The organism is Intrasporangium sp., assembly GCF_036566125.1.
In the GTDB taxonomy this organism is placed as follows: domain Bacteria; phylum Actinomycetota; class Actinomycetes; order Actinomycetales; family Dermatophilaceae; genus Intrasporangium.
On record NZ_DATCWX010000307.1, the window covers coordinates 20,363 to 41,415 of the forward strand.

Genomic DNA, 21,053 nt, shown 5'->3' on the forward strand with positions numbered 1-21,053 from the left:
TTCATCAGCGACACTGCTTCGTGGGGTGTGTTGGCCTCCGATCCCGTGACGTCGGGGTGGCGGCACCGGTAGTTCCTGAGGGGAAGCACGTGAAGGTCACCATTCGATCCGTCCGCCAGACATTCGTCGCAGCGCTGGCTGTCGTCGGTCTGCTCGGCGTCGCGGCCTGCTCGGCCGAGGCACCTGTCACGGCGGCCGGCCACGATTCGCGGACGAGCGGCATCCCGTCGACGGCCACGCCGACTCCAACACCCACGACCGCGCCCGTCAAATGGGTCACCACGCCGAAGGCGGGCGCCGAGGACGTCTCGGTCGACACGCGCGTCTCGGCGCGGACCGAGGACGGGACGCTGACCAAGGCCTCCCTGTCCTACCTCAGCAAGAAGGGCAACAAGGTTCCCGTCAAGGGCTGGCTCGAGTCCGGCACGTGGACCTCGAGCGACCTGCTCGAGCCGGGGGTCAAGTACACCTTCAGCCTCACGGCGACGGACCAGTCCGGCGAGCAGCAGACCACGAAGCGCTCGTTCTCGACGGCTGACCTCACCCTCGACGACCAGATCTGGACCAAGGTCTACCCCGACGGCGGCACGGTCGGCATCGGGATGCCGGTCATCGCCACGTTCGACCTGCCGGTCGTCGACAAGGCGACCTTCGAGAAGCACATGGAGGTCACCTCGCAGCCCGCGCAGGAAGGCTCGTGGTATTGGCTCTCCGACCGCGAGGCCCACTGGCGACCGCAGAACTACTGGAAGCCGGGCACGAAGGTCCACGTCGAGGCGAACCTCAACGGCGTCCCGGCCGGCGGCGGTCGTTTTGGCGAGCAGACCGTCGTCACGGACTTCACGATCGGGCGCGCGGTCATCGCCAAGGTGAACCTCACGACGCACATGATGGACGTGAACATCAACGGCAAGAAGGCGAAGTCGATCCCAATCTCCGGCGGGCGGCCCGGCTGGGAGACCCGCTCCGGCGTCAAGGTCATCATGGAGAAGTTCACCGACTTCACCATGAAGGCCGAGTCCATCGGCCTCAAGGAGGGCGACAAGGACTACTACCACGACGTCAAGGTCAAGCGGGCCCTGCGCATCACCCACTCCGGCGAGTTCCTCCACTCGGCGCCCTGGTCGGTCGCCCAGCAGGGGCACGAGAACGTGAGCCACGGGTGCACCGGCATGAGCGACGCCAACTCCATCTGGCTCTACGACAACATGCGCGTGGGTGACGTCGTCGAGACGGTCGGCAGCAAGAAGCCGATGACGATGGGCAACGGCTACGCCGACTGGAACCTCAGCTGGGCCACGTGGCAGCAGGGCTCCGCCCTCTGACCCGGTCTCCGGCACACCAACCAGAGGCCGTATGCCGCTGGGCTCGCTCTCGTCGTACGTCGAGCGTGCGGTCGGTGCCGTTCAGCCGGCGCGGGGCGCGCGCCGCGGACGCGTGACCGCCACCGCGGCACCGAGCACCAGGGCTGCGCCGGCGACCTGCCACGGCCCGAGCCGCTCCCCGAGGAACGCGTAGCCGAGCCCGACTGACACGATCGGGATGAGGTAGGTGACGAGGGAGCCGACCTGCTGGCCCACCGCGCGGAAGACGTCGAACTGGAAGAGGTAGGCGAGCCCGGTGCCGAGGATCCCGAGGGCCAGGATCGACAGGATCGGTCCGGCGCCGCCACCCGTCGCGTCGACGGCCGGTGACCACGGCGCCGAGAACCGCTCGCGGTGGAACGCCCACCAGGCGAGGAGCACAATCGTCATCTGGCCGCCTGCAACGGTGAGCAGCGCGGCCGGGAGCTGGAGGCCGCCCAGGTCGGCGTGCGCGAGGTACTTGCGCACCCAGGTCCACCCGACGCCGTACGAGGCGCCGGCGATGAGGGTCAGGCCGAAGCCCACGAGGTCAGGCTGACCGGCGCTCTCCCACGGCTGGGCGATGAGGGCAACGCCGACGAAGCCGACGACGATCGCGAGGATCCGTCGCCCGGGCAGGCGCTCCGAGGGGACCATGGCCATCGTCGCGAGGACGGTAGCGATCGGGGTGATGGCATTGCCGATCCCTGCGAGCGCAGAGCTGACACGCTCCTCCCCGAGCGGGAAGAGGACGAAGGGCACGGAAGCGAGGAAGACGGCGACGACGAGCAGGTGGCGCCAGACGTGCCACGAACGCGGGAGGCGGCCACCGGTGAGGTGGAGCAGGAGCACCACGGTCGCTGCGCCGAGGAGGACGCGGCCGGTCGCGATCTGGACGGGCGAGAACCACCGGAGCCCGATCTTCATGAACAGGAAGCTGGCGCCCCAGATGACGGCGAGCGACCCGAACTTCACCTGCCACGGAACCCGCTGCCTGCGCACTGGCGTCAGTTCGGCTCCCGAGCCTGCGCCACTCTCCACGCTTGTCACTTCCCGAGTCACTCGCACACGATAACGACGGCTGCCGACCGACTCCCGTGAGTTTCTGCCCGTGGACTGACCGTCCGTCGCCCGGGCCGCCCCTACTTCAGCTGTGCCGAGCTGAGACCGAGCAGTCGTCGGGCGACGACGAGCAGCTGGATCTGCTGGGTCCCCTCGAAGATGTCGAGGATCTTCGCGTCCCTGGCCCACTTCTCGAGCAGCTCGGTCTCGGCGTAGCCCGCCGGTCCAGCGAGCTCGACGCAGGCGAGGGCGATGTCGACGCAGGCGCGACCCGCCTTGGCCTTGGCCATCGAGGCCTCCATCGAGTTCGGACGACCGTTGTCCGCCATCCACGCGGCGCGCATGGTGAGCAGGTAGGCGGCCTCGTACTCCGCCTCGAGCGCCGCGAGCCGGGCCGCGGCCGCGCTCTGGCCGAGCGGGGGCCGGTCCCAGTCCACGCTGATGCCTCCCTGGGCCATCAGACCAGTCGCGGTGTCCAGGCAGGCGCGGGACAGTCCGACCGCCATCGCCGCGACGAGGGGACGGGTGTTGTCGAAGGTGGCCATGGCGCCGCCGAACCCGGTCTCGGTGCTGATACCGGGGTCGCCCAGCAGGTCACTCGAGGGCACCCGGCAGTTGTCGAGGTGGAACGCGGCGGTGTCGGACGCCCGGATGCCGAGCTTGTGCTCGAGCCGGACGAGCTTGAGGCCCGGGTTGGTCCGTTCGACGACGAAGGACTTGATGGCCCCCTTGCCCAGGCTTCCATCGAGCGTCGCCCAGACGACGACAAGCTCGGCGCGCTCGCCGCCGGTGACGAAGATCTTCTCGCCGTTGAGGACGTAGTCCTGCCCGTCCTTGACCGCCGTGGTGCGGATCGCGCCGGAGTCGGAGCCGGCCTCCGGCTCGGTGATCGCCATCGCCGCCCAGCGCTTGCCATAGCGCGCCTTCTGCTCCGCGGTGGCGACCGCAGCGATGGCGGCGTTGCCCAGTCCCTGCCTCGGGATGGACAGGGCGAGACCGACGTCGCCGCGACAGGTCTCCATCACGGACAGCACGGACGAGAGGTTCGCGCCGTTGCGGTTCTCCGTGCCGCGCGGTGCTTTCCGGCCCGAGCCGACGGCGGCCATGGCGGGCGTGCCGGATCCGTCCCTGGTGCGGGTTGCGGCGGCCACCCCAGCGCCGTGCCCGGCGCCCGCGTCAGTGAGTCCGTCGATGACCGCGGAGACGAGGTCGAGCTCGACCGGATAGGCGTGTTCGGCCCGGTCATACTTGCGCGAGATCGGGCGCATCACCTCGTCCGCGAACGCGCGCGCCCGACCCAGCAGCGGGATGAACTTGCGGGGCACCTCGAGGTTGATCACGTCAGCAGCACCCCCTCGAGGACGCCCGCCCCGCGCAGGTCCCGGTACCACCGCTCGTTGTCGAACTCCTTGACGAAGCCGTGGCCGCCGAGCAGCTGGACGGCATGCGAGCCGATCTGCGCGGCATGCGTCGCCGTCAGCTGGCGGGCGTGGGCGATGAGGCGGGCGGCGTCCCTGCCCTGGTCCAGTCGGGACGCGGCGCGCCAGACGACGAGGCGCAGGCCCGCGAGCTCGATGGCGATGTCGGCGACGGTGAACGCCACGGCCTGGCGGTGCGCGATCGGCTCCCCGAAGGCCTCACGGGTCAGCACGTACGGGATGAGCTGGTCGAGGGCTGCCTGGGCGGTCCCGCAGGCGGCTGCCGACCAGGCGAGCCGGGCGCGCCGCACCACATCGAGATGGTCCTCGGTCGTGCCGAGCAGGTTGGTCGCCGGGACGACGACGTCGTCGAGGGCGATCCGGCCGGTGCACGCTGCACGGATGCCCATGGCGGGGTCGTCGGCGACGGTGACCCCGCGCGTGCCTGCCTCGACGAGGACGAGGTGCGGCGCCCCGTCGACGAGGACGGAGATGACGAGTAGGTCGGCCTCTGCAGCGCCGACAACGAGTGACTTGGCGCCGTTGATGACGAGATCGCTCCCGCGCGTGGTTGCCGTGGTGGTGGGCGACAGCGGATCGAACAGCGGCCCTTGCTCCATCAGGGCCAGCGAGGCGCGGGCCGGGGCGCTCTCGCTCGTGAAGGCCGGCAGGTAGGTCGCCTGCTGGGCACTCGAGCCGTAGCTCGCGAGCGCCGTCGCGACGGCGGCGGGAGCCAGCAGAGCCGTCGCGATGCCCAGGTCGCCGCGGGCCAGCTCCTCCAGGACGAGCGCGGCGGTGACGGCCGACCGCTCCTCGGCGATGCCGCCGAGCTCGCTCGGGACGCCGATGAGGGACAGGCCGAGATCGGCGGCCGCATGGCGGACGGCCTCGGGAACCGAGCGCTCGGCATCGGCCCTCGCCCCAGCCGGCCGGATCACGTCGTCGGCGAGCCGTGCCGCCGCCGAGCGGATCAGCTCCTGGTCCTCGGAGGGGGTCAGGTCGAACTCGCGCCGAGGCCGGGCCGGTGCACTGCGGGTCGGGTCCCCACGGCCCGTGCGGGACGGGAAGGGCCGCCTGGAGGCTGCCTCAATGACCTCGATGGCCCCGAACGCACCCTTGCTGCCGCGGTAGAGCAGGCTCTCGACGGTCCGGCGGACGTCGGGGTTGCCCAGCACGGGCAGCGAGCCCACCTTGGTGATCAGGCGCAGCCCGATCCGCTGCCCGCGGTCGCCGAAGCTGGGGTGGGTGGGGGCGGCCATGGCAGCTATCTTACCCGGGGTAGGTTTGCTGCCTCTCGAGGTGACCGCGCTGCAGGAACCCCGGCGTTGGGTTCACTCAACCCTGCTGGGCGCGCTCGGTCAGCTCACGCGCCGCGTCGACCGCGGCGCGCTGGATGGCCAGCGCCACGGGTGGGGGCGCCCCGGCCAAGCCACAGGCCGGGGTGACGACGATGTCCGAGAGCGAGCTCAGCGGCATACCGACTCGTTGCCAGGCATCGGAGATGCGGTCCGCCACCTCGACCGCCCGGGTCACCGACCCGTCCGTCGGCACCGCGCCCGCGTGCAGGCGGATGCCGTCCTCGACGGCGACAGCCACGCCCTCCCAGCCGCGCGGACTGAGCTGCGCCGTATCGAGGGACAGCGCCGCCGGGCGCGCTGAGCGAAGGAGTGGCAGCGGAGGGTCTGCGCTGCAGCAGTGGATGACAGTGTCTCCATCGTGCGCCGCGAGCACCGTGGCCAGTGCCGCGGCGGCCACCTGCGGGTCGACCGAGGGCAGCCGTCCGTAACCCGACGCCGTGGGCAGTCGACCTGACAGGACCGTCGGCAGTGACGGCTCGTCGACCTGGAGCACGACCTCCGCACCGGGGACGAGCCGTCGCACGGTCGCCACGTGGTTCCGCACGCCCTCGGCGAGCGAGTCGACGAGGTCTCGGCACGCCCCCTCGTCGACAACCACCCGCTCGCCGCGGGGCAGCCAGACCGAGGCGGCGAGGGTCCAGGGCCCGGCGACCTGCAGCTTGATCGGCCCGGTGTGTCCCTCGAAGGCCTCGGCCAGCTCGTCGAGGTCCTCACGCATCAGTGCCGCGGTCCGGTGTGCGTCGCGGCCCGGCCGGTCGACGAGGCGCCAGCCGGTCGGCTGGAGGTCCACGGGAAGCTCGACGAGCAGGCCGGCGCTGCGCCCGATCATGTCGGCACCCGGCCCACGTGCGGGCAGCTCGGGCAGGTAGGGCAGGTGACCATCGAGGATCTCGCGCACCTGGGCCAGCGCGTCGCGCACAGAGGTGCCTGGCCACGAGCCGATCCCGGTTGCCTGAGTCACGGCCCCAACCCTAGGCCCGCCCTGACCTCCGCAACACACCCGGCTATCGAGTGCGGGCCCCTGTTGCAGCCGGCCCGATCACACGGCAAGCGGGTGTGTTGCCGGACGGGCGATGGCTAGGGTTTGCCGCGTGCCGACCACGCGCAGCGACTTCTCCGGGCCCCGAGACCTGGGCGAGATGCAGGCGATGTGCTCACGGGTCTGGTCCCCCAGGGCGCGTTTCCACCCCGGCCAGCTCGCCTGGAACCGGTACTCGCAGCCGGTCGAGCCCGACCGCGTGGGGGCCGACGAGGCGATCTCCCTGTGGCGCCTCGGCGACGAAGTGGTCGGCTTCGGCTGGGCCGAGGGCCCCGACTGGCTGGAGCTCCAGGTCACCCCTGACCATGCGGAGGTGGCCCGCGACGTCGTCGACTGGTTCGAGGACTGGAGCGATGCGCCGCGGCAGTCCGCGGTGGCGATGGAGGGTGACAGCGTCGAGCCGGTGCTCCACGAGGCGGGCTTCCGCCCCGACCGAGACGGCTGGCACTTCACCCACCACCTGCTCGACCTGCGTGAGCTGCCACCCGTGCCGCAGGTTGCCGGCTATCGACTCCGCCCCGTCGAGCAGGGCGAGGTCGCGCCTCGGGCAGCGGTCCACCGGGCCGCGTGGGCGGAGTTCGGGCGCTCACGGGTCAGCGCCGAGGCCTATGCACAGGTCATGCAGGCCTGGCCCTACAGATCCGACCTCGACTGGGTGGCATGCGATCGCGAGGGCCGAATGGTCGCCTCGGTCATCCTCTGGCTCGACGACGTGAACGGCGTTGCCCTCGTCGAGCCGGTCGGGTGCGAGCCTGGCCATCGTCGCCGCGGTCTTGCCGGAGCCGTCACGCTCGCCGCCCTGCACCGCTCGCGCGAGCTCGGGGCGCACACGGCCCAGGTGAGCCCACGCGGCGACGAGGACTACCCGGGACCGAGACGCCTGTACCAAGCGCTCGGCTTTCGACCGGTCGCACGGACGGTGACGTGGACCCGGTCCCTGGACTGAGCGCCCCGGATGCCCGGGCGGCGCACTGGTCAGGCGTCGACACGCTCGAGGCGTGACGCCGCGATGGTCGCCGACCCCACCACGCGCGTGCCGTCGTAGAGGACGACCGACTGGCCCGGCGCCACCCCGCGGGTCCGCTCGTCGAGGCGCACCTCCACCCGGTCCCCGTGCGCCCAGGCCGTGGCCGGGAGCTCCTCGCCATGGGCCCGGACCTGGGCCCCGACCCGGATGCGGCCGTCCGGCGCCGGGCCGCACCAGCGGGCGTGGTCACCGGTGAGCGCGTTGATGCCGAGCAGGTCGGCGGTCCCGACGACCACCTGGTTGCGGTCCGGCCGAACCTCGACGACGTAGCGGGCCTGGCCGTCCGGGGCCGGGCGGGTCAGCCGCAGGCCCTTGCGCTGGCCGACCGTGTAGGCGAAGGCCCCGGAGTGGCGGCCCAGGACGGACCCGTCGACGTCGACGATGTCGCCGGGCGCCTCGCCGAGGGCCCGACCGAGCCAGGCGCGCGTGTCCCCGTCAGGGATGAAGCAGATGTCGTGGCTGTCGGGCTTCTTGGCGATGTAGAAGCCGCGAGCGGCGGCCTCCTCGCGGATCTCCGGCTTCGTCGTGTCGCCCAGTGGGAAGAAGGCGCGTCCCAGCTGCTCCGCGTCGAGCACCCCGAGGACGTAGCTCTGGTCCTTGGCCGAGTCGACCGCCCGGTGCAGCTCGCGCCGCACTCCCCCGGTCGCGTCCGGCACCTCCCGGATCTGCGCGTAGTGCCCCGTCGCCACCGCGTCGAAGCCGAGCGCCACCGCCTTGTCGAGCAGCGCCGAGAACTTGATCTTCTCGTTGCACCGCAGGCACGGGTTGGGCGTCCGGCCGCGGGCGTACTCCAAGGTGAAGTCCTCGATGACGTCTCGCTTGAAGCGCTCCGCCATGTCCCACACGTAGAACGGGATCCCGAGCACGTCGGCGACCCGCCGCGCGTCTCCCGCATCCTCGATCGTGCAGCATCCCCGCGCGGACTCGCGCAACGTCGCCGCGCTCTGTGACAGGGCCAGGTGCACGCCGACGACCTCGTGGCCCGCGTCGAGCATCCTGGCAGCGGCGACTGCCGAGTCGACGCCGCCGCTCATGGCTGCGACGACCCTCATGCCGTCGCCCGCCTCGCTCGGCGAGCGCGCTCGACCGCCGCCGGCAGCGCCTCGATGACCGCGTCGACGTCCGCCGCCGTCGACGTGTGGCCGAGGGTCAGTCGCAGGGCGCCCCGAGCGTCGCTCTCGCTGATGCCCATCGCGAGCAGCACGTGGCTCGGCTGCGGCACGCCGGCCTGGCATGCCGAACCCGTCGAGCAGGACACCCCCGCGGCGTCGAGCAGGTAGAGCAGCGAGTCACCGTCGCAGCCATCGATGAGCAGGTGCGCGTTGCCGGGCAGCCGTCGGAGGTGGTCTCCCCGCGCCCAGTGGCCTGTGACGCGGACCCCCAATCCGAGGTCGATGGCCCGCCCGACGAGGTCGTCGCGCAGGTGGGTCAGCCGCGCAGACTCCTCCTCGAGCTGTGCAACGGACGCAACGACGGCCTCGGCGAAACCGCGGATCGCCGGCGTGTCCAAGGTCCCCGAGCGCAGCTGGCGCTCCTGCCCGCCGCCGTGGCTGAGGGGCACGAGACGCGCGTCCCGGCGGGCGACGAGCGCGCCGACGCCGATGGGGCCGCCGAGCTTGTGGGCCGTCATCGACATCAGGTCAGCGCCGCTCGCGGCGAAGTCCACCGGCACGTGCCCGACGGCCTGCACCGCGTCGGTGTGAAACGGCACGCCGAACTCGTGCGCCACCGCGGCGATCGCGGCGACGTCCTGCACGGTCCCGACCTCGTTGTTGGCCCACATGACCGAGACGAGCGCGACCGAGCCCGGGTCCTGCTCGATGGAGCGCCGCACGGCCTCCGCCTCGACGAAGCCCTGGCTCGTCGGCTCCACCCAGGTCACCTTGGCCCCCTCGTGCGCGACGAGGAATTCGACACAGTCGAGCACGGCGTGGTGCTCGATGGCGCTGACGACGAGCCGCGTCCGCGCGGGGTCGGCGTCGCGCCGCTTCCAGTACAGGCCCTTTACCGCGAGGTTGTCGGCCTCCGTGCCGCCGGAGGTGAAGACGACCTCAGACGGACGAGCGCCGATCCCCTTGGCGATCTTCTCTCTTGACTCCTCGACCACCCGGCGCGCGGCACGCCCGACCCGGTGCAGCGACGACGCGTTGCCGACGATGGCCAGCTGCTCCGTCATCGCCTCCAGGGCGGCGGGGACCATCGGCGTGGTCGCCGCGTGATCGAGGTAGGCAGTCACCCACCGATTCTAGGGCCGGAATCGCCCGCGCCCCGTCACAGGTCCAGCGAGGCCACCCAAAGCCGTGCGGACCCGTGCGCACGGAGATGCGTGCGCGCGGGTGGACGTGTGACCATCGAACGTCCCCCGTACGCTCTCGACCCGGCACGGGCACCAGGATCCCCGAGACGCACCACCGACGACGCAGGAGGAAACCCTCGCAGCATGAGCTCAACCAGCCACCCGGCCCGCTCCCCGCTCAGGGGCGACATCGAAGGCCTGCGATCCATCGCAGTGCTGTTCGTCCTCGTGTATCACCTGGGCGTCGACCGGCTGTCCGGAGGCTTCGCCGGCGTGGATGTCTTCTTCGTCATCTCTGGCTTCCTCATCACGTCCGGACTGCTCAATGAGGCCGAGCGCTCCGGGACCGTGTCGCTCGTGCGCTTCTACGCCCGTCGAGCACGCCGCCTGCTTCCAGCGGCCACCCTCGTGCTGGTCGTCACGGCCCTGGTCGGCTGGTGGGTCCTCCCGGGCTCCGCATGGGAGGCCCTGTCCGAGGACGTCATGGCGGCAGCGCTCTATGTCGTCAACTGGGCGCTTGCCTTCCGCTCCGTGGACTACCTCGCCGAGGACGCTGCAGCGTCGCCGGTGCAGCATTACTGGTCGCTGTCCGTGGAGGAGCAGTTCTACCTCGTCATCCCCATCATGATCATCGGGCTGGCTTGGCTGTCCCGACGCTTCGGGTGGGGCGTCCGCCGGACCGTCGCCGTCGGCATCGGGGCCATCGTCGTCGCGTCCCTGGCCGCCTCCATGGCCCACACCGCGTCCGCGCCCCAGACTGCCTACTTCTTCTCGACGACCCGCGCGTGGGAGCTCGGCCTCGGCTCACTGATCGCGTGCGCCGTGCCGCTGCTCCGCCGCTTGGGGAGGGCGACCGCCTCGGGGCTGGCTGCCGGCGGTCTGCTGCTCGTCGTCGCCGCCGGGCTGCTCGTCTCGCGGACGACGCCATGGCCGGGGTGGGCCGCGCTGTTGCCGACCCTCGGGACAGCAGCCGTCATCGCGGCCGGGATCGCGCACTCGAGCACCGTCGTGGGACGTGTGCTCGCACTGCGGCCGCTCGTCTTCCTCGGTGGGCTCTCCTACTCGATCTACCTCTGGCACTGGCCCCTCATCGCCCTCGGCGGTGAGGTCACCGAACTGACGGCGTGGCACAAGGTCGGCCTCGCCGTGGCATCGGTGGGGCTGGCGTGGCTCTCGAAGCGCCTCATCGAGGACCCCATCCGGTTCGGGTCCACCTTCCGCAGCACCAGGCCGACCCTCGCCCTGGGCGCAGCCGGCATGGCGCTGTCACTCGTCGCGGCTGGTGTGGTCTGGACGCAGGTCCCCCGCCTGACCGACACGCCGACCGATGCTCCCGGAGCGCTGGCGGTGGCGCACCAGGCCCCGTCCCCCACGGGCTCCTCCCCGGACCCGGCCCCAAACCCACCCGCCGGCTCTCACGAGGGCGCGACACGGACCCCGGCCCGCACCACCGCGGCCCTCGCGCCCGAGTTCACCCGCACCGGTCCGATCGATCCCACCCCAGCCGCCGCGCCGAATGACATCCCCGCGTACTACGACGACGACTGCCAGACCGCAGAAGGCGACACGACGCCTCGGCTCGACTGCGTCTACGGCGACGCGGACGGAGACGTGACCGTGGCCCTCACCGGTGACTCGAAGGCCGGGCAGTGGTTCGACGCGCTGGACGCCATCGCCGAGGCGCACGGATGGCGTCTGGAGCTCTACCTCAAGAGCGCCTGCGCCCTGAACCCGTCCGAGCGCGCGCCGGACTGTCTCGCCTACAACGACCGGGTCATGAACCACCTGACCTCGGACCAGGGCCGGGTCGACTACGTGGTGACCTCGGCACTGCTCGGTGGAGAGAACGCGGCCGACGTCGATGCCGCGGCCGCGGGCTACGACTCCTACTGGGATCGGCTCGAGAGCGTCGGCACCACGGTGGTGGCCATCGGCGACACGCCACGCCCAGGCGGCAAGGAGCCCCGCTACGAATGCGTGGAGCGTCACCCGGACGACTACCTGGAGTGCGCGTTCCCGGCCAACGACGGCGTCGGCTCCGAGGCCCTGCGACGGGCGGTCGGACTCGGCGAGGCTCGAACCTGGCTCGATCTCAATCCGTGGATCTGCCCGCAGACCCCGGACGGGCGTTGCCCGGCGGTCGTCGGCGAGGTCCTCGTCTACCGGCAGGGCACCCACATCACCCGGACCTACGTCGAGTCCATGACCTCCATCCTTGAGTCCCGGCTCGTGGACACCGGCATCCTCGACCGTCGCTCCCCCGACCTCCCCGCCGCACCCGGGCGCTGACGGTGCCGACAGCGCTGACGGCGCGGACAGCGCTGACAACGCTGACGCCCTGCCTATGATCGGCCGCATGAGGCATGGCCCTCGCACCCTCAGAGCGCCAGTCGGCCACCGGGTCGTCGCTGCAGTGGCGAGCCCTCTGGTCGGGTACTTCGTCGCCCGCCTCATCCTCGAGCTCGTCACCCTGCCCGAGCTCCCGGTCTACGCCGTGTGCCTGGCGGTGGCAGCCGCCCTGGGCTACCGGGCGTGGACCGCCCGCATCGACCTGAGCAGTGACGACGCCATGCGCGTCCACAACACCCTTGTCTCCCAGTCGATCTCACCTGACAGCGTCCACCGGGTCACGGACAGCGGCCGAATCGAGTGGCGAAGAGGCAGGGACCGGCCCACCCGGTCGCTGTCCGAGACGCTGCGGCCACCGTGGTGGGCGTTCGGGACCGCGGCCACGACGTACGCCAGGAACCGCGAGGAGCTGCGCAGCTGGGTGCGCACGTCAGGGAGGCGACCCGGCGGCCAGCCCGCGGCCTGAGCGGAACCCAGCTCAGCGGCATACGGCATCGTCGTGCGCCACAGGCGCGCAAAGGCCCCCGACCACGAGCGGTCGGGGGCCCTTGACACGGGTTCGCGCCTCAGCCCTTGGCGGCCTTGATCGCCTCGGTCGCCTGCGGCAGCACCTGGAAGAGGTCACCGACGACGCCGAAGTCGACGAGCTCGAAGATCGGCGCCTCGTTGTCCTTGTTGACGGCGATGATCGTCTTGGACGTCTGCATGCCGGCCCGGTGCTGGATCGCACCCGAGATGCCCGCGGCGACGTAGAGCTGCGGGCTGACCTGCTTGCCCGTCTGGCCCACCTGCGAGGTGTGCGGGTACCACCCCGCGTCGACGGCCGCACGGGACGCGCCCACGGCGGCGCCGAGCGAGTCGGCGAACGCCTCGACCGGCGAGAAGTCCCCACCGGTGCCACGGCCACCGGAGACGACGATCGCCGCCTCGGTCAGCTCGGGACGGCCCGTCGCCTGCTTCTCCTTGGACTCGGTGATCCGGGCGCTCTTGGCCACGTCGGAGGGCGTGAAGTCGACGACCTCGTCAGCCGCAGCCGCCGGGGCCTCCTCGGGGGCAGCGGAGTTCGGCTTGACGGCCACGATGGGCGTGCCCTTGGTCACCGTCGCCTCGACCGTGTAGGAACCGGCGAAGACGGACTGGGTCGTGGCGACGCCACCCCCCTCACCGGCCCGCACGTCGACCGCGTCGGTGATCAGGCCCGACTCGGTCTTGACCGCGAGCCGCGCCGCGATCTCCTTGCCCTCGGTGTTGGCAGGGACGAGCACCGCCGCCGGCGACGCGGAGCCGACGAGCTGCGCGAGCACCTCGGCCTGCGGGACGACGAGGTGCTCGAGCACCTCGGGGGACTCGACGCGGTAGACCTTGGCGGCGCCGTACTTCGCCAGCGTCTCCTTGGCGGCGTCGAAACCGGAGCCGATGAAGACCGCCGACGGCTCGCCGAGGCGGCGGGCGATCGTCAGCAGCTCGGACGTGGTCTTGCGGACCTTGCCGTCGACGTGGTCGACGAGCACGAGAACTTCAGCCATTGCGATGTCTCTCCTTCTAACGGCTGCTGCGATCAGATGAACTTGCGCTCGGCGAGGAAGGCCGCGAGCTTCTGGCCGCCGTCACCCTCGTCGGCGACGATGGTGCCCTGCGTGCGCGGCGGGCGAGCGGCGAAGGATGCGACCTTCGTCCACGCGGCGTCGAGACCGACCTGCGACGCGTCGACGCCGAGGTCGGCGATGCCCCACGTCTCGACCGGCTTCTTCTTCGCGGCCATGATTCCCTTGAACGAGGGGTAGCGCGGTTCGTTGATCTGGTCGGTGACGGACACGAGGGCCGGGAGGCTCGCCTCGATCGTCTGGGTCGAGACGTCGCCGTCCCGGCGGATCGTGACGGATCCACCGGTGCCGCCCTCGACGGTGAGCTCCGACGCGTAGGTCACGGCGGGTAGGCCGAGTCGCTCGGCGAGCATCGTGGGGACGACGCCCATCGTGCCGTCGGTCGACGCCATGCCCGTGATGACGAGGTCGGGCTGACCGTCGGCGGACAGCTTCTTGATCGCCTCCGCGAGCACGAGGGACGTGGCGGGCGCGTCGGAGCCGTGGATGGCGTCGTCCTTGATGTGCACGCCCTTGTCGGCGCCCATCTGGAGGGCCTTCTTGATGGCGTCGGCTGCCTGGTCGGGTCCGACCGTGACGACGGTGACCTCGCCCTCGCCGGCCTCGACGAGCTTCAGTGCTGCCTCGACGGCGTACTCGTCGAGCTCGGACAGCAGGCCGTCGACGTTCTCGCGGTCGGTCGTGTTGTCAGATGCGTTGAACGTGCGGTCCGCCTGGGCGTCCGGCACGTACTTGACACAGACGACGATGTTCATGGGTGATCGTCCTCTTCCGTAGCTGGTGTTGCGGGGTTCCCTGAGACCGGAGGTCCACCCCGGCACTGCCGTCCATCTTGTCACTGAGCGCTCGAACGCCCACCACCCCCGCGGGGTGACGCTCACCACCCGTGGGCTGGCTCACGTCAAACCACCATGCCGTATGCCGCTGAGCTCGCTGACGCCGTCCGGCGCGCTCCCAGCCCTCCCGCCCCTCCACAACTTCGCCGCGGCGAACCTGCGGCGGGCGGTCAGGCGTCGGGGTCCGCCGACTCGATGACGTGGAAGGCGGGCTCCTCGTAGGGGTGCGCGGTCCGGAGGGCAGCGACGACGTGGCGCCGCAGGCCTTTCGGGAACATCACCTCGACGCGGTGCTCGGGCAGTCGCTCGAGGTCGCCGACCGCGCCGATGGCGGGGTTGGCACCGGCGCCCGGCCGGAACTGACCGATCCCCTCGCCGAACCACGCGCACTCGGTGTAGTCACCGATCGCTCCGGCGCCGGCCGCGAAGACGGCCGCCAGGACGCCCTCGGTCGACTCGACGGGCGAGTAGAAGACGAGGACGTCCAAGCTGCTCACCCGCCGGTCACTTGCCCTCGAACTGCGCCTCGGCCCGCTCGACGAACGCGGTCATGCCAATCTCGCGATCGCGCGTGCCGAACAGGCCGGCGAAGAGCATCCGCTCGATCTCGAGACCGGTCTCGAGATCGACCTCGAGCCCCCGGTCGACTGCTTCCTTCGCGGCCCGGATCGCATAGGTCGGTCCGCTGACGTACTGCCGGGCCCACTCCTGCGCAGCGGAGTACACCTCGGCAGCGGGGACGACCTTGTCCGCGAGACCGATCGCGAGCGACTCCTGCGCGTCGAGGAACCGGCCGCTGAAGATGATCTCCTTCGCCTTGGCCGGCCCGACCAGTCGCGACAGCCGCTGGGTGCCACCGCCTCCGGGAATGATGCCGAGGTTGATCTCCGGCTGGCCGAGCTTCGCGTCATCAGCGACCACGCGGAAGTCGCAGGCCAGCGCGAGCTCGCACCCGCCGCCGAGCGCGTACCCGGTGATGGCGGCGATGACCGGCTTGGGGATCCGGGCGACGGCCGTGATGGACGTCTGGAGCGGACCGGAGCGGTCGACCATGTCCGTGTAGGACATCGTCTGCATCTCCTTGATGTCGGCTCCGGCGGCGAAGACCTTCTCCCCGCCCCACACGATGACCGCCTTCACGTCCTGCCGGTCGGTCGCCTCGAGGGCCGCAGCGCGGATCTCCTCCTGGACCTGGACGTTGAGGGCGTTCATCTTGGGCCGGTCGAGCCGGATCGTGCCGATGCCGTGCTCGACGTCGAGGCGGACGAACTCCCCCATCACTGGCCGCCCTGCGTCGTGTCGCCAGCACCCGGCTGGGCCTGGTCATCGGCAGGGAGCCAGGACTGGAAGAAGAACTGAACGGCCTGGAGGATGTGGTTGATCGACAGGGGCGTCAGCAGCTTGAGGTCGGCCCACTCCGGCACGACGTGCTCGGCCGAGACGACGAGGCTCTCCTGCACGAGGCACATCTTGACGATGTTGAGCTGCAGCGTCATGTCGTTGCAGCGGGCAAGGCGCTCGTTGCGGTCGGGCGAGACGGGCTCCTGCAGCTGCCACTGGCCGAAGAACCGGACCAGCGGAATCTCACCCTCCGCGACCCGAGCGAAGAGAGTCTGCTCGTTGACGACGAACTCGAGGTCGCCGTCGTTGTCGACCTTGGCCTCCAACCCCAGGTCCGCGAGCACGGCGAGGATGCGATCGCGCACCAGAGCATCGTTCTTCGCGGCGCCGTTCGGAGGGCCCCCAGGCAGGTGCGGCTGGAAGTTGGGCAGGGAAGTCGGATCGGTCATGGCCCCACCGTAACGAGCGGGGCTGGTCCCAGTCACATGCAGGCGACCTGCCGTTCGAGCCGCGAGCAAGCACCGGCGGCCGTATGCCGCTGGCCTTGGTCCCGGCGTCCCCGCCCTCGCCCTAGGCTGAGGCGGTGCCGTCTCCTCCCGGATCTCCCGACGTCCCGCCGGAGCACGGAGTCCACCTCACATCAGAGGGGGCGGTGTTCTCGGTCTACGCCTTCAATGCGACCGCGGTGGAGGTCTGCCTCTTCGACCGGGACGCACAGGGCCGCGAGTCCGAGCGGCGGATCCCGCTGCGGCACCGCGCTCACGGCACCTGGTTCGGCACCGTGCCTGATGTCCGCGCCGGCCAACGCTACGGCTTCCGCGCCGACGGCCCCTGGGAGCCGGGGCGCGCACAGCGCTACAACCCCAGCAAGCTCGTCCTCGACCCGTACGCCCGGGCGCTCGAGGGAGACGTCACGCTCGACCCGGCCCTGTTCGCCCACCACGTCGGTCGCGACCTCACCGGCGACCTGACGGTGCTCGACCCGCGCGACTCAGCGGCATACCTCCCGCGCTCCGTCGTCATCGATGACACCTTCGACTGGGGGTCGGATGAGCCGCCTCGGCGGTCACTGACCGAGTCGGTGATCTACGAGGTCCACGTGAAGAACGCGACCGCGCTCCACCCCGACCTTCCTGAGCACCTCCGCGGCACCTATGCCGGTCTGGCACATCCGGCCTTCGTCGCGCACCTCCAGAGCCTGGGTATCACCGCTGTCGAGCTGCTGCCGATCCACGCCTTCACCCACGAGCCCGAGCTCGTCGCGCGCGGTCTGACGAACCACTGGGGCTACAACACCCTCGGCTTCTTCGCGCCGCACGCCGGCTATGCCGCGGCGGACGATCCGCAGGGGGTCGTCGACGAGTTCAAGGGCATGGTGAAGCTGCTCCACGCGGCCGGCATCGAGGTGATCCTCGACGTCGTCTACAACCACACCGCTGAGCAGAAACAGGACCGCACGACCTTGTCCTGGCGGGGGCTCGACTCCCGCGCCTACTACCGGCTCGATGCGCGCGGGCAGGACATCGATGTCACCGGGTGCGGCAACACCCTCGACCTGTCACATCCCGTCGTCGTCGGGATGGTGCTCGACTCGCTGCGCTACTGGGTGCAGGAGTGCCATGTCGACGGGTTCCGCTTCGACCTCGCGGTGGCGCTCGCGCGGGGGCGGGACGAGGCGTATGACCCCACGCACCCGTTCCTCGTCGCGTTGCGGACCGACCCGGTCCTGTCGCGCGTCAAGCTGATCGCCGAGCCCTGGGACGTCGGGATCCACGGCTGGCGGACCGGGCAGTTCCCGCCACCGCTGTCCGAGTGGAATGACCGCTTCCGGGACAGCGCGCGGACGTTCTGGCTCCGTGACCTGGCGGGCTCAACCGCTGGCATGACCGGCCACGGCGTGCGCGACCTCGCCACCAGGCTCGCCGGCTCCCAGGACCTCTTTGGCAGCCTGGACCGCGGGACCATCGCGTCGATCAACTTCGTCACGTCGCATGACGGCTTCACCCTGGCCGACCTGACGACCTACGACCGCAAGCACAACGACGCGAACGGCCAGGGCGGGCTGGACGGCTCCGATGACAACCGGTCCTGGAACCACGGCGTCGAGGGACCGACCGACAACACCTCGGTCAACGCGACGCGACGGCGCTCGATGCGCAATCTCCTGGGGACCCTGCTGCTCTCGACCGGCGTGCCCATGATCAACGGGGGCGACGAGTTCGGCCGGAGCCAGCAGGGCAACAACAACCCCTACTGCCTGGACAACGAGATCTCTTGGTACTCATGGGAGCTGGAGGAGTGGCAGGACGATCTCCTCGAGACCGTGCGGCACCTCGTCGCGTTGCGGAGGGACCACCCGGTCCTGCGACAGCGGCAGTTCTTCTCCGGCCGCCAGGTTCACGCCGACGGTTCGACCGACCTCGCATGGTACGGCGGCGACGGGGAGGCGATGGGCCGGCGCTGGGACGGTCCCGCCGTCGATGCGCTCCAGGCGCTGTTCAACGGTGCCTGGCAGGGTCACCGCTCGGTCCTGCTCCAGGTCAACGGAAGTGCCTGGGCAGCGGAGGTCACGCTGCCCAGCGCACCCGGCTCAGCGGCATACGACTTGTTGTGGGACAGCGCGCAGGAGCGCCCGACTCCCCCGGGTCCCAGCGTTCCGGCGGGCACCGACGTGACGCTGTCGCCGTCGTCGATGCGTCTGTGGAGCGTCCAGGACCCCACCTGAGAACCGAGCGGCGTCAGGCGTTGCGAGCCAGGCCGAGCTCCGCGGCCGATGCGAGCGCGGGGTGTTTGGGCACGACCCGGATGTTGTAGCCGAAGGACCCGGTGCGCGCGAGGCTCTGCTCCCCCGCGAACTGGTAGGTCCCGTTGTCATAGCCCTCGGCGAGGCCCAGTGGCGCCGCGACCGTCTCGCGCAGGGTGTCCGCGTCAGAGACGCGCCCGTGCACGAGTTGGACCTCGACGTCCTCGGGCGACAGTCCGCCCAGATCTACGTAGGCGCTGACGTGCAGGGTGTCGCCGATCTGCGGGGAGTCCGACAGCCCGGACGGCTCGACGTGGTCGACCCGGACGTTCGGCCAGGCAGCGCGGACCCGCGCCTTGTAGGCGGCGAGCTCCCGGGCCCCCTCGAAATCGGGACCGTTCAGCGCGCGTCCCGCAGCTGCAGCCGGGCTGTAGAGCTGCTCGGTGTAGTCCTGCACCATGCGGCTCGCGAGAACCTTGGGCCCGAGAGTCGCGAGCGTGTGCGTGATCATCGAGATCCAGGTGTGGGGCAGCCCGGCCTCGTCCCGTTCGTAGAAGCTCGCGGCAACGTTGTGCTCGATGAGCTCGTAGAGACCGGACGCCTCGAGATCGTCACGACGGTCCGGATCCGCGATGCCGTCTGCGGTCGGGATGGCCCACCCGTTGTGCCCGTCGAACCACTCGTCCCACCAGCCGTCGAGGATGGACAGGTTCAGCCCGCCGTTGAGGGCGGCCTTCATGCCCGACGTGCCGCACGCCTCGAAGGGACGGAGCGGGTTGTTGAGCCAGACGTCGCAGCCGGGGTACAGGTGCTGGGCCATGGCGATGTCGTAGTTGGGGAGGAAGACGATCCGGTGGCGGATCTCCGGGTCGTCGGCGAACTGCACCATCTCCTGGATGAGCCGCTTGCCCGTCTCGTCCGCGGGGTGCGACTTGCCCGCGATGACGAGCTGGATCGGACGCTCGGGGTGCAGCAGGAGGCGCTTGAGGCGTTCCTTGTCGCTGAGCATCAAGGTGAGCCGCTTGTACGTCGGCACGCGCCGGGCGAAGCCGATCGTCAGCACGTCGGGGTCGAACACGTCGTCGACCCAGCCGAGCTCGGCGGGCGCGGCGCCGCGCTTGAGCCACGACGATCGGACCCGCTGCCGGACCTGCTGCACGAGGGAGTCGCGCATGGCGCGCTTGACCTGCCAGATGGCCTCGGCCGGCACGCTGGAGACCCGCTGCCATGCGTTCTCACCGGCGACGTCAGCCGTGCCGAGGTGGGCGCGCGCGGCGTCGTAGACCTTCCGGTCCACCCACGTCGGGGCGTGGACGCCGTTGGTGATGCTCGTGATCGGCACCTCGTCCTCATCGAAGCCCGGCCACAGGCCCTCGAACATCTCCCGGCTCACGTGGCCGTGCAGCTGTGAGACGCCGTTGGCGCGCTGGGCGAGGCGCAGTCCCATGACCGCCATGTTGAAGATGCCCGGCTGGCCGCCCTCGTAGTCCTCGGCGCCGAGCGCGAGCAGTCGGTCGATCGGCACGCCCGGCATGGCGTTCGCGCCGCCGAAGAAGAGCTCGATCTTGTGGGCATCGAAGCGGTCGATGCCTGCGGGGACCGGCGTATGTGTGGTGAAGACGGTCGCGGACCGGACCGCCTCGAGCGCCTCGTCGAAGGTGAGTCCGTGATCGCGAACGAGCTCGGCGATCCGCTCCACGCCGAGGAAGCCCGCGTGGCCCTCGTTGGTGTGGTAGACCTCGGGGGCCGGCGCGCCGGTCAGGCGTGACCAGATGCGCAGCGCCCGGACGCCGCCGACGCCGAGGAGCAGCTCCTGCTCGAGGCGAGTGTCTCCGCCGCCGCCGTAGAGTGACTCGGTCACCTTGCGCGTCTGCTCGTCGTTGCCGGGGACGTCGGAGTCGAGCAGCAGCAGCGGCACCCGGCCGACCTGGGCGCGCCAGATGTGTGCGTGGAGGATGCGCCCGGCCGGCAGGTTGATCGAGACGACCGCGGGGCTGCCGTCGGCCTCCCTGACGAGGGAGAGCGGCAGCCCGTCGGGGTCGAGCACGGGATAGGACTCGAGCTGCCAACCGTCCGCGGACAGGGACTGCTTGAAGTAGCCGGTCTTGTAGAACAGTCCGACGCCGACGATCGGGACCCCGAGGTCGGATGCCGTCTTGAGGTGGTCGCCGGCGAGGATGCCGAGACCACCCGAATACTGCGGGAGGACGGCCGTGATGCCGAACTCCGGGCTGAAGTAGGCGATCGCCTTCGGAGCGGCGCGGCCGGCGGCCTCCTGCTCCCTGCTCCAGGCCTGGTACCAGTGCTCCTTCGTCAGGTACGCGTGCAGGTCCTCGTTCGCGGCGACGACGCGCCCGACGAACTCATCGTCCGCCGCGAGAGCAGCCAGCTCCTGGGCCGACAGGCGGGAGAGCAGACGGATCGGGTCCTCCTTGGTGTCGGCCCACTCCTTCGGGTCGATGCTGGCGAACAGGTCCCGGGTCTCGGGGTGCCACGACCAGCGGAGGTTGCTGGCCAGGACGCCGAGGCCCTCGATGCGGCTCGGGAGGACGGTGCGGACACTGAAGCGACGGATTGCCTTCACGAGGCGACAGCATACGTGCGGTTGGGGAAAGATCTTGCAGGCCTTTCAGCCTT

The 21,053-nt window shown here is 70.7% G+C and carries 17 protein-coding genes; 5 read left to right on the forward strand and 12 right to left on the reverse strand.

The window, feature by feature from the left end; genetic code table 11:
• The first annotated feature begins 89 nt into the window (after positions 1–89).
• Complete coding sequence (locus VIR15_RS18500; RefSeq protein WP_331930444.1) at positions 90–1,325, forward strand: L,D-transpeptidase; 1,236 nt, start codon at positions 90–92, stop codon at positions 1,323–1,325.
• 81 nt (positions 1,326–1,406) lie between these two features.
• On the opposite strand, the gene VIR15_RS18505 is transcribed toward VIR15_RS18500, so the two are convergent.
• The 4 genes from VIR15_RS18505 to VIR15_RS18520 all read right to left on the reverse strand — a co-directional run bounded on the left by VIR15_RS18505 (position 1,407) and on the right by VIR15_RS18520 (position 6,142).
• The gene (locus tag VIR15_RS18505; RefSeq protein WP_331930446.1) at positions 1,407–2,384 is read right to left on the reverse strand and encodes a DMT family transporter; all 978 of its coding nucleotides are present in this window, start codon (positions 2,382–2,384) and stop codon (positions 1,407–1,409) included.
• A gap of 101 nt (positions 2,385–2,485) precedes the next feature.
• Positions 2,486–3,745 carry an acyl-CoA dehydrogenase family protein gene (locus VIR15_RS18510; RefSeq protein WP_331930448.1) on the reverse strand — a complete coding sequence of 420 codons (1,260 nt, stop codon included), beginning with the start codon at positions 3,743–3,745 and terminating at the stop codon, positions 2,486–2,488.
• Positions 3,742–5,082, reverse strand: a complete 1,341-nt coding sequence (locus VIR15_RS18515; RefSeq protein WP_331930450.1) for an acyl-CoA dehydrogenase family protein — start codon at positions 5,080–5,082, stop codon at positions 3,742–3,744. Before VIR15_RS18515 ends, VIR15_RS18510 begins: the two co-directional genes overlap by 4 nt.
• A gap of 76 nt (positions 5,083–5,158) precedes the next feature.
• Complete coding sequence (locus VIR15_RS18520; protein WP_331930452.1) at positions 5,159–6,142, reverse strand: methionine synthase; 984 nt, start codon at positions 6,140–6,142, stop codon at positions 5,159–5,161.
• Between the two features lie 130 nt (positions 6,143–6,272).
• Here VIR15_RS18520 and VIR15_RS18525 point away from each other — a divergent pair, with 130 nt between their 5' ends.
• Complete coding sequence (locus tag VIR15_RS18525) at positions 6,273–7,166, forward strand: GNAT family N-acetyltransferase (protein ID WP_331930454.1); 894 nt, start codon at positions 6,273–6,275, stop codon at positions 7,164–7,166.
• A 29-nt stretch (positions 7,167–7,195) separates the two neighbouring features.
• Here the strand turns inward: VIR15_RS18525 and mnmA are convergent, their stop codons facing one another.
• Positions 7,196–8,299, reverse strand: coding sequence for a tRNA 2-thiouridine(34) synthase MnmA (mnmA, locus tag VIR15_RS18530; RefSeq protein ID WP_331930456.1), 1,104 nt, complete (start codon positions 8,297–8,299; stop codon positions 7,196–7,198).
• Complete coding sequence (locus tag VIR15_RS18535) at positions 8,296–9,483, reverse strand: cysteine desulfurase family protein (RefSeq protein ID WP_331930458.1); 1,188 nt, start codon at positions 9,481–9,483, stop codon at positions 8,296–8,298. The genes mnmA and VIR15_RS18535 overlap by 4 nt, the downstream gene beginning before the upstream one ends.
• Positions 9,484–9,687: 204 nt before the next feature.
• Between VIR15_RS18535 and VIR15_RS18540 the strand changes: the two genes are divergently transcribed.
• Together VIR15_RS18540 and VIR15_RS18545 are read left to right on the forward strand one after the other, a co-directional pair.
• Positions 9,688–11,832: an acyltransferase family protein gene (locus VIR15_RS18540; protein ID WP_331930460.1), complete on the forward strand. Its 2,145-nt coding sequence runs from the start codon at positions 9,688–9,690 to the stop codon at positions 11,830–11,832.
• Positions 11,833–11,899: 67 nt separating this feature from the next.
• Positions 11,900–12,358 (forward strand): hypothetical protein, encoded by a 459-nt coding sequence (locus VIR15_RS18545; protein ID WP_331930462.1) that lies wholly within the window; start codon positions 11,900–11,902, stop codon positions 12,356–12,358.
• Between the two features lie 100 nt (positions 12,359–12,458).
• Here VIR15_RS18545 and VIR15_RS18550 read toward each other — a convergent pair whose 3' ends face one another.
• The 5 genes from VIR15_RS18550 to VIR15_RS18570 form a co-directional block, all read right to left on the reverse strand.
• On the reverse strand, positions 12,459–13,418 hold the full coding sequence (locus VIR15_RS18550) for an electron transfer flavoprotein subunit alpha/FixB family protein (RefSeq protein ID WP_331930464.1): 960 nt from the start codon (positions 13,416–13,418) through the stop codon (positions 12,459–12,461).
• Between the two features lie 32 nt (positions 13,419–13,450).
• Entirely contained in the window at positions 13,451–14,251 is an 801-nt protein-coding gene (locus VIR15_RS18555; RefSeq protein ID WP_331930466.1) for an electron transfer flavoprotein subunit beta/FixA family protein, read from the reverse strand.
• Positions 14,252–14,502: 251 nt separating this feature from the next.
• Positions 14,503–14,829, reverse strand: coding sequence for a YqfO family protein (locus VIR15_RS18560; protein WP_331930468.1), 327 nt, complete (start codon positions 14,827–14,829; stop codon positions 14,503–14,505).
• A gap of 7 nt (positions 14,830–14,836) precedes the next feature.
• Positions 14,837–15,610, reverse strand: a complete 774-nt coding sequence (locus tag VIR15_RS18565; protein ID WP_331930470.1) for an enoyl-CoA hydratase/isomerase family protein — start codon at positions 15,608–15,610, stop codon at positions 14,837–14,839.
• Positions 15,610–16,122 carry a T3SS (YopN, CesT) and YbjN peptide-binding chaperone 1 gene (locus tag VIR15_RS18570; protein WP_331930472.1) on the reverse strand — a complete coding sequence of 171 codons (513 nt, stop codon included), beginning with the start codon at positions 16,120–16,122 and terminating at the stop codon, positions 15,610–15,612. Before VIR15_RS18570 ends, VIR15_RS18565 begins: the two co-directional genes overlap by 1 nt.
• Positions 16,123–16,256: 134 nt before the next feature.
• Between VIR15_RS18570 and glgX the strand changes: the two genes are divergently transcribed.
• Positions 16,257–18,398 carry a glycogen debranching protein GlgX gene (glgX, locus tag VIR15_RS18575; RefSeq protein ID WP_331930474.1) on the forward strand — a complete coding sequence of 714 codons (2,142 nt, stop codon included), beginning with the start codon at positions 16,257–16,259 and terminating at the stop codon, positions 18,396–18,398.
• A 13-nt stretch (positions 18,399–18,411) separates the two neighbouring features.
• On the opposite strand, the gene glgP is transcribed toward glgX, so the two are convergent.
• Complete coding sequence (gene glgP / locus VIR15_RS18580) at positions 18,412–21,000, reverse strand: alpha-glucan family phosphorylase (RefSeq protein WP_331930476.1); 2,589 nt, start codon at positions 20,998–21,000, stop codon at positions 18,412–18,414.
• Positions 21,001–21,053: the final 53 nt, after the last annotated feature.

Excerpts from the sequence above, each read along its gene's own strand:
- VIR15_RS18545 (WP_331930462.1), top strand. The coding sequence starts at position 11,900 with ATGAGGCATGGCCCTCGCACCCTCAGAGCGCCAGTCGGCCACCGGGTC.
- VIR15_RS18515 (WP_331930450.1), bottom strand. The coding sequence starts at position 5,082 with ATGGCCGCCCCCACCCACCCCAGCTTCGGCGACCGCGGGCAGCGGATC.
- VIR15_RS18550 (WP_331930464.1), bottom strand. The coding sequence starts at position 13,418 with ATGGCTGAAGTTCTCGTGCTCGTCGACCACGTCGACGGCAAGGTCCGC.
- VIR15_RS18555 (WP_331930466.1), bottom strand. The coding sequence starts at position 14,251 with ATGAACATCGTCGTCTGTGTCAAGTACGTGCCGGACGCCCAGGCGGAC.
- VIR15_RS18565 (WP_331930470.1), bottom strand. The coding sequence starts at position 15,610 with ATGGGGGAGTTCGTCCGCCTCGACGTCGAGCACGGCATCGGCACGATC.
- VIR15_RS18570 (WP_331930472.1), bottom strand. The coding sequence starts at position 16,122 with ATGACCGATCCGACTTCCCTGCCCAACTTCCAGCCGCACCTGCCTGGG.
- VIR15_RS18540 (WP_331930460.1), top strand. The coding sequence starts at position 9,688 with ATGAGCTCAACCAGCCACCCGGCCCGCTCCCCGCTCAGGGGCGACATC.
- mnmA (WP_331930456.1), bottom strand. The coding sequence starts at position 8,299 with ATGAGGGTCGTCGCAGCCATGAGCGGCGGCGTCGACTCGGCAGTCGCC.